Origin of the sequence: Arsenophonus sp. PmNCSU2021_1 (genome assembly GCF_036919435.1) — a bacterium.
Lineage (GTDB): Bacteria > Pseudomonadota > Gammaproteobacteria > Enterobacterales > Enterobacteriaceae > Arsenophonus > Arsenophonus nilaparvatae.
In genome coordinates, this window is record NZ_JAZHPL010000007.1 from 212,035 (window position 1) to 224,391 (window position 12,357).

Annotated in this window: 19 protein-coding genes and 3 pseudogenes; 8 read left to right on the forward strand and 14 right to left on the reverse strand. The window is 38.7% G+C overall.

Annotated elements, in window-relative coordinates:
• Nucleotides 1-33 precede the first annotated feature (33 nt).
• Both V3224_RS18555 and V3224_RS18560 read right to left on the reverse strand, forming a co-directional pair.
• A complete protein-coding gene (locus V3224_RS18555) occupies nucleotides 34-405 on the reverse strand; it encodes a hypothetical protein (protein ID WP_334472204.1) in 372 nt (123 codons plus the stop codon).
• 182 nt (nucleotides 406-587) lie between these two features.
• A complete protein-coding gene (locus V3224_RS18560) occupies nucleotides 588-815 on the reverse strand; it encodes a DNA-binding protein (RefSeq protein ID WP_334472205.1) in 228 nt (75 codons plus the stop codon).
• A gap of 77 nt (nucleotides 816-892) precedes the next feature.
• Here V3224_RS18560 and V3224_RS18565 point away from each other — a divergent pair.
• A pseudogene (locus V3224_RS18565) lies at nucleotides 893-1,120 on the forward strand (helix-turn-helix domain-containing protein); the annotation flags it as partial.
• 660 nt (nucleotides 1,121-1,780) lie between these two features.
• Nucleotides 1,781-2,023 carry a hypothetical protein gene (locus V3224_RS18570; RefSeq protein WP_334472206.1) on the forward strand — a complete coding sequence of 81 codons (243 nt, stop codon included), beginning with the start codon at nucleotides 1,781-1,783 and terminating at the stop codon, nucleotides 2,021-2,023.
• Nucleotides 2,024-2,159: 136 nt separating this feature from the next.
• Here the strand turns inward: V3224_RS18570 and V3224_RS18575 are convergent, their stop codons facing one another.
• Nucleotides 2,160-2,390: a transcriptional regulator gene (locus V3224_RS18575; RefSeq protein WP_334472207.1), complete on the reverse strand. Its 231-nt coding sequence runs from the start codon at nucleotides 2,388-2,390 to the stop codon at nucleotides 2,160-2,162.
• Nucleotides 2,391-2,468: 78 nt separating this feature from the next.
• Here V3224_RS18575 and V3224_RS18580 point away from each other — a divergent pair, with 78 nt between their 5' ends.
• Nucleotides 2,469-3,155 carry a S24 family peptidase gene (locus V3224_RS18580; protein WP_334472208.1) on the forward strand — a complete coding sequence of 229 codons (687 nt, stop codon included), beginning with the start codon at nucleotides 2,469-2,471 and terminating at the stop codon, nucleotides 3,153-3,155.
• Between the two features lie 575 nt (nucleotides 3,156-3,730).
• Complete coding sequence (locus V3224_RS18585; protein WP_334472209.1) at nucleotides 3,731-3,964, forward strand: hypothetical protein; 234 nt, start codon at nucleotides 3,731-3,733, stop codon at nucleotides 3,962-3,964.
• Here V3224_RS18585 and V3224_RS30170 read toward each other — a convergent pair.
• From V3224_RS30170 to V3224_RS18615, 5 genes and pseudogenes are all read right to left on the reverse strand, one after another.
• Nucleotides 3,947-4,772: pseudogene (locus V3224_RS30170) on the reverse strand (IS701 family transposase); the annotation flags it as partial. The gene V3224_RS18585 and the pseudogene V3224_RS30170 sit on opposite strands and share 18 nt — an antisense overlap.
• Before the next feature lie 173 nt (nucleotides 4,773-4,945).
• Nucleotides 4,946-5,119, reverse strand: a complete 174-nt coding sequence (locus V3224_RS18600; protein WP_334469286.1) for a hypothetical protein — start codon at nucleotides 5,117-5,119, stop codon at nucleotides 4,946-4,948.
• Nucleotides 5,097-5,387 (reverse strand): RusA family crossover junction endodeoxyribonuclease, encoded by a 291-nt coding sequence (locus V3224_RS18605; RefSeq protein ID WP_334472211.1) that lies wholly within the window; start codon nucleotides 5,385-5,387, stop codon nucleotides 5,097-5,099. The genes V3224_RS18600 and V3224_RS18605 overlap by 23 nt, the downstream gene beginning before the upstream one ends.
• 4 nt (nucleotides 5,388-5,391) lie before the next feature.
• Nucleotides 5,392-5,583, reverse strand: coding sequence for a hypothetical protein (locus V3224_RS18610; protein WP_334472212.1), 192 nt, complete (start codon nucleotides 5,581-5,583; stop codon nucleotides 5,392-5,394).
• A 3-nt stretch (nucleotides 5,584-5,586) separates the two neighbouring features.
• Nucleotides 5,587-5,730: a DNA N-6-adenine-methyltransferase gene (locus V3224_RS18615; RefSeq protein ID WP_334472213.1), complete on the reverse strand. Its 144-nt coding sequence runs from the start codon at nucleotides 5,728-5,730 to the stop codon at nucleotides 5,587-5,589.
• 89 nt (nucleotides 5,731-5,819) lie between these two features.
• Here V3224_RS18615 and V3224_RS18620 point away from each other — a divergent pair, with 89 nt between their 5' ends.
• On the forward strand, nucleotides 5,820-7,028 hold the full coding sequence (locus tag V3224_RS18620; protein ID WP_334472214.1) for an IS256 family transposase: 1,209 nt from the start codon (nucleotides 5,820-5,822) through the stop codon (nucleotides 7,026-7,028).
• Between the two features lie 30 nt (nucleotides 7,029-7,058).
• Here V3224_RS18620 and V3224_RS18625 read toward each other — a convergent pair.
• Nucleotides 7,059-7,406: pseudogene (locus tag V3224_RS18625) on the reverse strand (phage N-6-adenine-methyltransferase); the annotation flags it as partial.
• Between the two features lie 360 nt (nucleotides 7,407-7,766).
• Between V3224_RS18625 and V3224_RS18630 the strand changes: the two are divergent.
• Nucleotides 7,767-8,120 carry a hypothetical protein gene (locus V3224_RS18630; protein ID WP_334472215.1) on the forward strand — a complete coding sequence of 118 codons (354 nt, stop codon included), beginning with the start codon at nucleotides 7,767-7,769 and terminating at the stop codon, nucleotides 8,118-8,120.
• Here the strand turns inward: V3224_RS18630 and V3224_RS18635 are convergent.
• From V3224_RS18635 to V3224_RS18650, 4 genes are all read right to left on the reverse strand, one after another.
• Entirely contained in the window at nucleotides 8,054-8,407 is a 354-nt protein-coding gene (locus tag V3224_RS18635) for a hypothetical protein (RefSeq protein ID WP_334472216.1), read from the reverse strand. The two genes, V3224_RS18630 and V3224_RS18635, sit on opposite strands and share 67 nt — an antisense overlap.
• Before the next feature lie 329 nt (nucleotides 8,408-8,736).
• Complete coding sequence (gene istB / locus V3224_RS18640; RefSeq protein WP_334467780.1) at nucleotides 8,737-9,498, reverse strand: IS21-like element helper ATPase IstB; 762 nt, start codon at nucleotides 9,496-9,498, stop codon at nucleotides 8,737-8,739.
• Nucleotides 9,485-9,898: a hypothetical protein gene (locus tag V3224_RS18645; RefSeq protein ID WP_334472217.1), complete on the reverse strand. Its 414-nt coding sequence runs from the start codon at nucleotides 9,896-9,898 to the stop codon at nucleotides 9,485-9,487. The genes istB and V3224_RS18645 overlap by 14 nt, the downstream gene beginning before the upstream one ends.
• Before the next feature lie 52 nt (nucleotides 9,899-9,950).
• Nucleotides 9,951-10,823: an IS982 family transposase gene (locus V3224_RS18650; RefSeq protein WP_334467716.1), complete on the reverse strand. Its 873-nt coding sequence runs from the start codon at nucleotides 10,821-10,823 to the stop codon at nucleotides 9,951-9,953.
• A gap of 233 nt (nucleotides 10,824-11,056) precedes the next feature.
• Between V3224_RS18650 and V3224_RS18655 the strand changes: the two genes are divergently transcribed.
• Together V3224_RS18655 and V3224_RS18660 are read left to right on the forward strand one after the other, a co-directional pair.
• Entirely contained in the window at nucleotides 11,057-11,317 is a 261-nt protein-coding gene (locus tag V3224_RS18655) for a hypothetical protein (protein ID WP_334472218.1), read from the forward strand.
• Between the two features lie 28 nt (nucleotides 11,318-11,345).
• Nucleotides 11,346-11,615 (forward strand): hypothetical protein, encoded by a 270-nt coding sequence (locus V3224_RS18660; protein ID WP_334472219.1) that lies wholly within the window; start codon nucleotides 11,346-11,348, stop codon nucleotides 11,613-11,615.
• Between the two features lie 78 nt (nucleotides 11,616-11,693).
• Here V3224_RS18660 and V3224_RS18665 read toward each other — a convergent pair whose 3' ends face one another.
• Nucleotides 11,694-12,131 (reverse strand): hypothetical protein, encoded by a 438-nt coding sequence (locus V3224_RS18665; RefSeq protein WP_334472220.1) that lies wholly within the window; start codon nucleotides 12,129-12,131, stop codon nucleotides 11,694-11,696.
• Nucleotides 12,132-12,357: the final 226 nt, after the last annotated feature.

Sequence of the window (12,357 nt, forward strand, 5' to 3'; positions counted from 1 at the left end):
TTTCCCTTCTAATTAAACTTGCTGAAATATTAATCAAAAGCAAAGCTCGATCTGACATTTAGAGGCTTCATTGTTTTTTAACTCTGAAGCTTCTTTTTTTGGCAATCTCAAATGCTCTAGCATGTCAATCAGCTTGCGTATTTCTTCACCTGAGATATTCGTAATAACAACTCCCTGTGATGATGAATCAGGCACACTCACCACATGCCTTGGCAAGCCGTATTCTGAAACGACCTGACAGGCTAATTTAAATATTCTGGTTTTATCCCGACTCGCTGTTGAGGGGTGGATCCCTAGTGATTTAGCAAACCCGTTATTACCCCCTTCTGATGACCTCTTCTGGTAGAAGTAAGATTCTAAATGCTCTGGTTTGCAGGTGATTTTGATAGTATTTGAATATTCCATGGTTATAATCCTTAAGTAATAAAATTCCCTACCTCGATATTCCTATGAGGTTTGTGAAAAAATAATAGATAGAGTGAGATTGTGAGTGATTAAGTGGGTTTTGCCGCTTCAGCCATTTAGCAGAGTGCTATCCGGTCGCCCGATGGTATACCGCATCGTTCGGTGAAATATAGATATATTATTCAATTTGAAAGAAGATTTTTCTTACTCAAATTAAGTAAATCTTCTGCTTTGTATTTTCCATCGGATATTGTTTGTATCGTTTGGGCATAATTCGTTTTACCAAAAAATTCTGTTTTAGGTAAAAATCCGTTTTTTAACCACTTATAAACAGCTCTATCACTAACACCGCATGCATTAGCAACTCTAGATATACCTATATTCTTAATTGGGTCATATAGATTGTTCATATGACATTCTCCTTATGTACTTACAGTACGCATATTATCGTACTGATAGTTTTTTGCAAGAGGTTTATATTGTACCTATGGTACAGAGTGAAAAAGTGCGTAAAGAATTTGCCCAGAGGCTAGCACAAGCCTGTGAACAAGCTGGGTTAAGCCAACACGGTAGAGGTGCAGCTATAGTTAAAGCTATAGGTGTCACTTCTAAGGCTGTTAGTAAATGGTTCAATGCAGAGTCTTTGCCAAGACAAGATAAAATTTATGCTCTTGCTAATTTTTTAAACTGTGATCCTATTTGGTTGCAACATGGTAAAATAAACCCTGCTTCACATATCATCTTTGATAAAAATCTAAAATCATTTCAAGAAACTTTAACTCCAGAACATATTGAATTAATCCACGAGTTTCGCACCAATAAAAAAACGCTCTATTTTTAAGTTTAATTCAGCATAATATGTAAATAGATAAAACCTTATAAATTAAATATAACTTATTGTAAATTAAGTGAATTTATGCATTTCAGTAACTTGCAGATTAATCATTACTTTTAAGCCATTTCTAGAATTTTATAGGCCTGTGCGAAACTCGTGTAATCGAATTATTTAATGATCTTCCAGAAGAAAAAGCTTTATATTTCCTTGAAGAAATGAGAAAGCAAAAAAATATTTTGATTCTGTTTTCAATGAAATGTTAAAAAAGAAAAGAAATAATCCTTTATAAATCAAAAATATAATCTTCCTTAAAAATTTTTACCAAAATAATGTACTTTTGGTATTTGAATTTATTGTACTTATAGCTCAATACAGTGTTCATCAAAGGCAAACAGCCAGAGATTGAAAAAAGTGAACGGCGCACTCTAACGCACGGGCGGACGGCGTATCTCTTAAGAGACAATGTACCGAAGTGGCAGAACACATTTTCCATTACAAACAGGACTATTTATTCATCTAAATTTGTTAAGGAAAAATATTATGAAGAAAACATCTGCTATATGCCCTATATGTTCTAAACGTTTCAATCCGAATAAATCTTACGAGCACATTAACGAATTTCACCCTACAGCAAGTGATTATCAATTAGCTATTATTCGTGATGCTCGCCGTAAGTGTTATGGACAGAGTAAGCCAGTAAAACATAAAAATGCGGCTCTACTTCCTCAAACATCAATCTTTGCAGTATCACGGACAAGAGCTACTAAATTAAGAATTGCGTAATGATTTGATAGTCTTTGCAGCAATCTTATCTTACACTTAATTCCATAAGTTTCAGATAATAGTTATCCCTCCCGATAGGCTGGGAATTTGAAATCTCCCAATTTCAGGGAGGCCAGGTTGTTAAAGAGCGATGGTCCTAATTTGTGCTAGTTTTTAAAGTAGTAAAAACTAATAATTCTTTTTTTACGGGTAAGTAATTAAAATGCTTAGTTGCTAATTCGATTTGCTCAGCTTTTTTGGGAGATGCCCTGCGGTAGCCATAAGCTACTAGATTTAAGTAACCGACACTTGTCCCTGCTAGTCGAGCAAGACGTACCCAATCATCTTGGGTAGATTCTTTTCTCCAACGGAGTAAATCGTTTGTCATACAATTTACCTTTAAAGTTAAATAAAACAAGATTGATTTATCTTAAAGATAAACAAATGACAAGAGTAATTTACCAATTTGTATATTTATCAAATTGATAAAAGATGCCAATATGTAAATATGGAAACAAAAGACATTAGACGTGCTAATTTGCATGCCTTGATTCAGGATTTCACTGTATCAGGAAAAAATAAGAAATCTCAGTTAGCTGATAAAATTGGCATACCTGCTGCTCAACTTAGTCAGATTAGCGGTAATAATCCAGTACGTAATATCGGCGATAAAATTGCCCGTCGTATTGAAAAATCATTAAACCTTCCTATTGGGTGGATGGATGTTATTCATACCAAGACTTTAAATCCATCTAAAAAAGATAATAGTTTTATTTTGCAAAATACCTCAAAGAACTATACTGATCATATATACAGGATAAGCCATTACGACATAGAGTATAGCTGTGGGGGAGGTAGAGTGCATAGTGAGTATCCAGATATTATAAAGGCAGTTGAAATAAATCCAGATCATGCCTTGAAAATGTTTGGAGAAAGACCGTCTAAATCATTAGCTATTATTACAGCTGTAGGTGATAGCATGTTGGGTACAATAGATCCTGGTTCACTTGTAGTTATTGACAAAACGATTAAACAATATATAGGCGATGGAATATATGCATTCACTTTTGGTGAAAATATGCATATAAAACGACTGCAATTAGCTGGGGATAAATTATTAGTGATAACAGCCTGTATGAAAAATGGGAAATAAACTTCAATAACGAGGAGCTATTGAGTATAAATGGATTTGTAATAGGTAAATGGAATATAAATTACTCTAGGCTAGGGTAGCGGCTTATACACACTTATACAACAATCACCCACAACCAACGCCAGCTAAATAGCTGGCTTTTTTATGATAAAATTTTTAACATTCAACTTCCATTTATTATTCAATGGCTTAAGATTCCATTATCTTTTTTGATAAATTATTTATCAATTTTACGTTGACTTTAGCTTATCATTAAGATAAATCAACTCACTGCAACAGGCAAACGCCAGACAAGACTCCGAGTTATCTGAAACTTTGCCAGACGTTGCTAAGTAGCCAGCCCGAGGCGTATGAACATGAAGGCAAGTGACAACAGTTAAGAAGTACCGCTCTTTAACACTCTTTCGCTGAAAAAGCGTAACCATAAAACACCCAAACAGTTGGTTTTGGGGTGTGTGAAATAACCAAAATACAGTCATTAAGTTAAAAACCAACACCAGGGTACTACCAATATGACTGTAAATATAATCCGGATACCTCCGACACACACCCCAAAACCCATTGTAGGAGGTAATATGTGTAACTTTCATGGTTATGATAATGCTCGCCGTCGAAGACAAGAGCGTAGAAAAGCTAAACAAGCAGCCTATAACTATAACAAAGCGCTTAATATGGCATTGAAAGCAGCGTTAAATCCAAGCAAACCCTCTCAGCAACAAGAAAAACCTAAACGCCCTGTTCTTTCACTAAAAAGAAAAGTGATGAGTCGTGTACACGAGTTTCGCACAAAACTAATTTGGGTACGCTAATAAAACACGGATTTGCTCAGTAATAGCACTTTTGATTACGTCCCAATTTTGTTGATAAAGGGTTATTTTTTCAGATATACGACGTTTATGTTGTTCAAACCACGCAGAAATAGCGAGAAAAATATGATTTCTTTGCGCTCGGCTCGTGCGAGCCTGACAGCGTTCAATACCACAGTTTTATTTAACTTCTCGATGATAAACTTCAACAGACCAACGGGCATCCATGATAGATTTGAGGTATTGACGGGTGGGATTCTCTTTGTTTGTTACTATGTAATCAATACGGCCGTTTTTGGCTGTAAAGTTGAAAACGGTTACCCAACCATATCCTCGCAAGTGTATTGACGTTCCTTCTTCTGAGATGTCTAACTTGTTCAGTTGTTTTGTTATGGTTAACAATCCTATTTTTCCTCAGCGTGGTTACCCAGATCCAACCATGAGAGCGAATTGATTTCAGGTTATCCAGGCTAGAATACCAAGCATCCATCACTACGGCTTCTGGCATGATCCCTCTTTTTTTAGCAAGAGTGAGCATTTCGGAAAAGTGCGTGTTTTTTGTTTTTCCATCAGAATCTTTATCATAAATACGATAATTGATAGGAATTGATTCAACCTTCGTCAGATCATGCCAAAGCAAATTAACTAAACCTATGCCAGCAATAACCTCATGTTCATTACCTGAATATTGATAATGGACCATCTCTATTTTTTTACTACGTGTTTTGGCAATCAATGTATCATCGGCAATTAGTACGCAAGGGCTTTTTTTGTCTATAGAAGGTTCAACTAATCGCCATAGGTCTTTAGGTCACGAGTTTCGCACAGGCCTATAAAATTCTAGAAATGGCTTAAAAGTAATGATTAATCTGCAAGTTACTGAAATGCATAAATTCACTTAATTTACAATAAGTTATATTTAATTTATAAGGTTTTATCTATTTACATATTATGCTGAATTAAACTTAAAAATAGAGCGTTTTTTTATTGGTGCGAAACTCGTGTAGGTCTAAAACATCTACTTTTTAGCCATCGGCTAACAGTGTCATGAGATAAAGGCGATGGGCTTACTTCTGATAACGCTAAACCAGAGTATCTTAAACTGCTTACTTGTAAGAATGTTTTATAGATATCTTTAATACATGGATAACCCGACAAAATATGAACACCCTGATTTTTTCTTGTTTTTAAATTTATACTTCTTTTTTGGAGATTGCGAAACTCGTGTCTTGTTGGGTAGATAGAGTTGCATCAATACAGAGACCTCACCTTTAAATTTTTGACAGTCAGATTTCTGGCGCATCTCGTTGACAATTTTTGCCGTTGTTGCTTTAAATGCTTTAGCTTTATCACTTAAGTAGGGGCGTTTTGAATTATGTCGCCAATAGGTATTAACGCTGAGCGGGAAAGGGAGTTCGATTATCATGTTTTCATTCAAACCTTACTGGGAAATATTTATCTAAGAATGTTTGCAGTAATGAAAGGAGCTTTTCAGCCTTGGCTTCCCATCTACCAATAAAAAAACTCAAATCAGTATTTTGAACTACACCCAGGTAAAAAATGATTGGGAGAGCAAGGATAATAAATAAAAACCGGATAAAAATGTTGATATATTTACTCATGCTTCACGCTCTTTTTAATAGTTTTTTTCTTTGGACATATGTCATTCTGCACCCAAGTCTTCTCCACGGTCGCCAGATAAATAACACACTGCCCTTGCTATTGCCCGCCTTTCCTTCCTTCCCTGTTTCAGCAGAGATGAATGACAATCGACCCTCTGTAAAACGAGCCTGTACATAAATTTGTGGAATTGCCTGATTTTGATATGTTCAATCCAGCATCAAATGAAGCTTAATTTATGGACGAAAAACAATTGCAGGCTCTGGCTAATAAATTGGCCAAAAATCTCAAAACCCCTGACGATCTCAGCCAGTTCGATCGTCTGCTGAAGAAAATCAGCGTTGAGGCGGCTCTCAACGCCGAAATGTCCCACCATCTGGGCTACGATAAAAATCAGCCCAAACCGGGTGCCAACTCCCGCAACGGCTATTCCACAAAGACCGTTACCACCGGCGATGGTCCTCTGGAACTACGCACTCCGCGCGATCGTGACGGTTCTTTCGAACCGCAACTGGTGAAGAAAAACCAGACCCGGATCACCGAGATGGATAACCAGATTTTATCGTTGTACGCCAAAGGGATGACCACCCGCGAGATAGCGGCTGCGTTCAAAGAACTGTATGACGCGGATGTCTCACCGGCGCTGGTCTCGAAGGTCACCGATTCCGTGATGGAGCAGGTTACCGAATGGCAAAATCGCCCACTGGATGCAGTCTATCCTATTGTTTATCTTGACTGTATCGTCCTGAAGGTCCGGCAGGACAGTCGCGTCATCAATAAATCCGTGTTTCTGGCCCTGGGTATCAACATCGAAGGTCAGAAAGAACTGTTGGGTATGTGGCTGGCCGAAAACGAGGGCGCGAAGTTCTGGCTCAGTGTGCTGACAGAACTAAAAAACCGTGGTCTGAACGATATCCTCATCGCCTGTGTCGACGGTCTGAAAGGCTTTCCGGACGCCATCAACACCGTGTATCCGGAAGCCCGCATTCAGCTGTGCATCGTGCATATGGTGCGTAACAGCCTGCGGTTCGTCTCCTGGAAGGACTACAAAGCCGTCACACGCGACCTGAAAGCCATCTATCAGGCTTCCACGGAAGAAGCAGGCCAGCAGGCGCTGGAAGCGTTCGCCAGCGCATGGGACAGCCGCTACCCGCAGATAAGCCGGAGCTGGCAGACAAACTGGGCCAACCTGGCGACGTTCTTCGCTTACCCGGCAGACATCCGCAAGGTGATCTACACAACGAATGCCATAGAGTCGCTGAACAGCGTGATCCGGCATGCCATCAAAAAGCGTAAGGTGTTCCCGACGGATGACGCAGTGAAAAAGGTGGTGTGGCTGGCAATCCAGGCGGCGTCACAGAAATGGACAATGCCGCTGAGGGACTGGCGTATGGCGATGAGCCGCTTTATTATCGAGTTCGGTGACCGCCTGGACGGTCACTACTGAGAAAAGGCATTTACACAGAATCGTGTACAGGGTCTGATAACGCACTTCATCAGATGTTTTTAAGGCCTCATAAAACCATGCTGTAGAAGTATCGGAAGGCAGTAGCATTACAATCGTTTTTTTCTGTTTCCGGTATTGTTCGGCGGCTTTTTTAACCCAGGGCATAATCTTGCTGTATGGTGGATTGCAGAAAATGGCCCCCTCGCTATTCCATTCGCAGGTCAGTGCGTCGTGCTTTTCTGTTAAAAAGGCTTTGCATAGCGCTTTGCTTTCATCGGCGGCGACATCCAGTTTAAAGCCAAATTCTGCATCCAGCGCTTTAAATACTTCAATAGGCGTACGCCACCTGTCTTTGACACGAGTTTCGCACAGGCATATAAAATTCTAGAAATGGCTTAAAAGCAATGATCAATCTGCAAGTTACTAAAACACATTAATTTTCTTAAATTACAATAAGTTGCATTTGATTTATAAGGTTTTATCTATTTATATATTATGCTGAATTAAACTTAAAAATAGAGCGTTTTTTTATTGGTGCGAAACTTGTGGTGTAGAAAAAGCAATATCAATTCGTCCTACTAAAGTGTATGACACATTTAATAACTGCTGTCTTCCTATTGCAGCTTTATACACTTCCAGACGGGTTAACAAAAAACCAAAATCACATTTTGGAGTAACCGCTAACTGTTAAAGGTATTAAAATGATTTTGAAATTCAATAACAAGCACGAGGTCAAACATGGAAAACAACGAACCTGAATTAATGGGGAGTCAAAATACTGACGACCGATTAGATTTTCGTATTTATGCGCTAACTTTTTTCAATAACAAATTGACTTTATCAACCAATGACCGAAAAGATTTTTGGCTAGAAATCGCTCCCACCATTGGCTGGATAAAGTTTGAAAAACACAGCACGGAGGATGAATTTATCCCAAATGGAGCACTGTTTGTAGCCACTGAATTGCGTTCGGCATGTGATTTTACCCCTTACCCAATAATTCAAGCACGATGTGTTTTGTGGCGTCAGCGGGAAGCTGTTTTATCTGCTGTAAAAACAGCTTTTTTTTCTTCCGAATCGTTAATATTTTGATGAATAAATTTTCGAATAACCGCTAGAGATTCATTATGGAGTTTTACGGTAACGATCTTTAAAGAGGCTGAAATACTACCCTCCTCAGTAAGAAGGTTTATGGCGTCTTTGGTTGCTTTAATCAGATGTATTGCAGGTTCTTTTCCTGAAAGGCATTCAAGAATTCCTCCCTTAACCAGTCCTTCTTCTTGCAAATAAGCGATGTTTTGAAGAAGCTTTTTCTTATCAACTAAACGTGAATGATCAGGAATATTTTCTGTTTCAATAACATCGGGATAATCGTACACCGCTAACTCAAGCAGTTCAAATTATAAATTTCTATCGAAATTAGCTAATGAATCATTCATTACTCTACCTCTTGGTTGTTGTGGAAAACACCAAGTGTACCACTGCCGCCTGAGGTGGCTAAATAATCAGGCAATCAAATAAATTAAGAGTTAAATTGACTTTTAGCTAATTCAGAAAGAACTTTAGTCACTGTACCAGCATTAGCAAACAAAGTATCAACGCATTTGCCTACAACAGATTCTGCGCCTTTTTCTTTCACTAGTGTCAACGATCACCGAAAACTGATCCACTTTTTAGCTAAATCCGATCAATCAAAATTGATCCACTTTTACTCAGTCATTGCTCCTGAGCGCCGCTTATCTTTCAATCGATAGCTTTCACCGCTTAATTGCAGTACATGCGAATGATGAAGTAAACGATCAAGCATAGCGGCAGTTAATGTTGCGTCATCAGCAAAAGCATTTGGCCATTGCCCAAATGATAAGTTACTCGTCAATATGACACTGCCATGCTCATAACGCTTGGCAATCACATTGAAAAACAGGTTTGCTTCTTCTCGCCCAAACGGCAGGTATCCAATCTCATCGATAATCAACAATTTCGGGGCCATCACCGAACGTGATAGATATTGTTTGAGCTTATTTTGTCGTTTGGCAGTTGAGAGTTGCAACATCAGTTCAGCTGCCGTGGTAAAGCGGGTTTTCTTCTTGGCCTGTACTGCTTTTAATCCTAACCCAATAGCTAAATGCGTTTTGCCTACACCGCTTGGGCCAAGCAACACGACATTTTCATTACGTTCAATAAACGTTAATGCGCTTAATTCCTGTATGTGTTGTTTGGGGATCCCCGTTGCAAACTTAAAATCGAACGTATTAAGTTCTTTATGTGCTGGGAATCCTGCCATCCGACTCAAAAGATTACGGGTTCGTTCATCTCGTTGTTGTTGCTCACATTTTAATAGGGACAGTAAAAACTCTCCGTAGCTTTTGTCTTGGGCAATGCATTGTTCGGCAAGTGATGACCAATGAGTCGGAATAGAATTTAATTTCAATGACTCACACAGGTGTTCAATTTGTTCATGCAATAACATGTTCACCTCCCAGCAATGCTTCGTATACGCTGATTGAGTGTTGCAAACTGACAGATTCAAGGGGCGGTACGATACGGATATTAAGCGTATCAGTCTGCGGGATAGATTGGCAAACCCTTGCTGGTAAGGGTAGAAGATACTTAACTTCCTTAGCTAGTCTATCTGCTGGCTTCTCTAACGTTGTTCCATGAATCCGCTGATGGGCAACGCGTTGTAACCAGGGCCCCACTCTTGCATTAGCTATCTCAATATCCAGTTCAAGATTATGAGCACGAAGGTCGGTATTTAATGGTACGATAAAGCTGTTTTTTAAATAGTGGTTAAAGCGCTCTACTTTCCCTTTAGTTTTTGCCCTGTAGGGCTTGCAAGCACACAATTTAAACCCGTAATCTTTCGACATTTGAAGCATTTCGACATGTAATTTAACCTGAGTTCGGGATAAGCATTATCAATTATACTTGAAGATACGTACCTGCAACAGGTATCTTTGGTTTAGATGGCATTAAACAATATGCAACCAGTCCGCCTAATAAATTCACTACAAAGTTAGCCGGAGAGCGATGTCGCGTATGCTCTATTTGACAAAGATTTTTTAACTCATCAAATACCGTTTCAATGACAGAACGATGACGCAAGATGGCTTTGTCGAAACAAGTCTGTTTAATAGGCTTCATTTTCTTCTTGATATTCGTTATAAGGCTAATTCCCATCGTTTTGAGTTGCTGTTTCAGTGAAGCCGATAAATACCCTTTATCTGCGTACAAACAACCAGAAAGATCCTTTGTCAGCTCAGGCAATGGTTTCCGATCATCGGTGTTTCCTGGTGTGAGTCGAAAACTGAGTATTTCCCCCAAATGATTGATAATTACATGAAGCTTGAAACCAAAGAACCAACCTGTTGAATTTTTTCCCCGTTCAGCTATCCCATTGAAGACTTTATGTCTGCGGATCCGTAAGTTATCACACACCGCTATCGGAGTAGAATCGGCAACCGATAGCCCCGTGCATTTTCCCTTAATTGACTCAAACAGTGCCGTTAACGCTAAGGCACTACGCGGAAGTAACTCTACACAGCGTGAATAGGATGGCAAGTTAGGAAATTCCTTCCGGAGATATAAGCGGACATAATAGAGATAAAATACCTTGAATTGCCTGAATCGGAGTTGATGAAACAACACAACCAGTGTCATCATTTCCGCCAACGAAAGCTGAGTAGACCGTCTACGACGCTTAGTACCGTTAGTCAGCAAATATTCATGCATTTTTGGCTCGAAGTCTTTGCAAAAATCATCCATCAGGCAATAAAGTTCAGTAAGATTTTCCATAATTGTTTAACAATGCTCTACTCTTTAACCAGACTGTTAGAGTATTTTAACAAAACAGGCTCATTCAACTATTTGAATATCAAGACTTTCTCTTTATTTCTTATCCCGAACTCAGGTTTCAATAGCTAAATATAGTTTGATTGCGTTTACCCGTCCGTGATGACTGTAATCGGACACCAAGTGGCACTTGGCACACATCCTATCTTTTCAGCAAATGTTAACAAGGAGTACACATGATGAGATTGGATAATCCACGCATTGTAACAGCAAAGCATCTCAATATGGGTAATTTGGTTGGAGTAACTAATGGCAGTCGTGATTTGAGCGATGCGAAATACTTAAGCAGCATTGATATATGGAATGACGACGACATGGAAACAAGAACTTTCAAAGAAATTATACAGTGCTTAACAAAAGAAAATAAGCGTCTTAAAAAAGAGAATCGAAGACTCATGAAGATATACCGTGAAATTGGTGGGCTGTGCAGGGCTTGAACCTGCGTTGAAGGAATAAATTATGGAAATGAAATTGCGTTCTGTTGACCCTTTTGCAGATAGAAAAGATATTATTTATTTTGGTATCAAATTTTCAGTGATTCGTATTCATAAATATATGGCTACAGATAAGAAAGGATGGGTTTGCACTTTTCGTGAAAAACCAAACTCAACAAGGGATGAGTGGGTATGCGGGCCTAATGTATATTACTATCGTGATTATGCTGGAATAGTCGATTTAAACGGCATTGATTGGAAAAATACCCTAAAAATGATTAAAGAGTGCGAAATTAAATAGGAAATAAGTAAACATCTAATCTATATCAAATGCTCCATCCATTAAGCTAACAGCCCTATGGTAATTATAGTGCAATAATTAGAAGAATTTGAGTATTGCTGTTGCAGCACTAACAATCCCTAACATGACAGCACTTAGCTTTATAAGGAGACTATTAGTTAAAGCTTCAACATCTTTTCGGACTAATGCTATATCAGAAGATAAATCTTTGCGAACATTAGAAATTTCAGCAGATAAATCTTTACGGACATCTGCAATTTGAGCATCAGTTTTTTCGAAACGTAAATTCATCTCAGCTGACAAGTCTTTGCGAACATCAGCGATTTGAGCTTCGTTTTTTTCGAAACGCGCAGCCATATCTTTACGTACATCTTCTAAATCTCTTTTGGTGGCTACATCAGCAACCTCATGTGACTTACGTACAGCAATAGAAATCGCTTTAGCCTGCTCTTTTGGCAAACCTGCATTCTCTAATGTTTCGACAAATTCTTGTGTATCAAATGCAACCTGACCCATAACCATACCTCCTTTTTATGGAAGTATAACACAACCATTTTCATTGTGAACTCAGTGAGAAATCATCGCTGACTGAAAGGAGTGTGAATCCCAACAGCCAGCTAACCCTAAACCTATCCTAATTAACCTGAGTTCGGGATAAGAAATAAAGAGAAAGTCTTGATATTCAAATAGTTGAATGAGCCTGTTTTGTTAAAATACTCTAACAGTCTGGTTAAAGAGTAGA

Bases quoted from the DNA above. Each gene is read 5' to 3' on its own strand.
- V3224_RS18630 (WP_334472215.1), top strand. From the start codon at position 7,767: ATGGAAAACAACGAACCTGAATTAATGGGGAGTCAAAATACTGACGAC.
- V3224_RS18620 (WP_334472214.1), top strand. From the start codon at position 5,820: ATGGACGAAAAACAATTGCAGGCTCTGGCTAATAAATTGGCCAAAAAT.
- V3224_RS18610 (WP_334472212.1), bottom strand. From the start codon at position 5,583: ATGAGTAAATATATCAACATTTTTATCCGGTTTTTATTTATTATCCTT.
- V3224_RS18570 (WP_334472206.1), top strand. From the start codon at position 1,781: ATGAAGAAAACATCTGCTATATGCCCTATATGTTCTAAACGTTTCAAT.
- V3224_RS18665 (WP_334472220.1), bottom strand. From the start codon at position 12,131: ATGGGTCAGGTTGCATTTGATACACAAGAATTTGTCGAAACATTAGAG.
- V3224_RS18560 (WP_334472205.1), bottom strand. From the start codon at position 815: ATGAACAATCTATATGACCCAATTAAGAATATAGGTATATCTAGAGTT.
- V3224_RS18575 (WP_334472207.1), bottom strand. From the start codon at position 2,390: ATGACAAACGATTTACTCCGTTGGAGAAAAGAATCTACCCAAGATGAT.
- V3224_RS18585 (WP_334472209.1), top strand. From the start codon at position 3,731: ATGTGTAACTTTCATGGTTATGATAATGCTCGCCGTCGAAGACAAGAG.
- V3224_RS18605 (WP_334472211.1), bottom strand. From the start codon at position 5,387: ATGATAATCGAACTCCCTTTCCCGCTCAGCGTTAATACCTATTGGCGA.
- istB (WP_334467780.1), bottom strand. From the start codon at position 9,498: ATGTTATTGCATGAACAAATTGAACACCTGTGTGAGTCATTGAAATTA.
- V3224_RS18655 (WP_334472218.1), top strand. From the start codon at position 11,057: ATGATGAGATTGGATAATCCACGCATTGTAACAGCAAAGCATCTCAAT.
- V3224_RS18645 (WP_334472217.1), bottom strand. From the start codon at position 9,898: ATGTCGAAAGATTACGGGTTTAAATTGTGTGCTTGCAAGCCCTACAGG.
- V3224_RS18650 (WP_334467716.1), bottom strand. From the start codon at position 10,823: ATGGAAAATCTTACTGAACTTTATTGCCTGATGGATGATTTTTGCAAA.
- V3224_RS18660 (WP_334472219.1), top strand. From the start codon at position 11,346: ATGAAATTGCGTTCTGTTGACCCTTTTGCAGATAGAAAAGATATTATT.
- V3224_RS18555 (WP_334472204.1), bottom strand. From the start codon at position 405: ATGGAATATTCAAATACTATCAAAATCACCTGCAAACCAGAGCATTTA.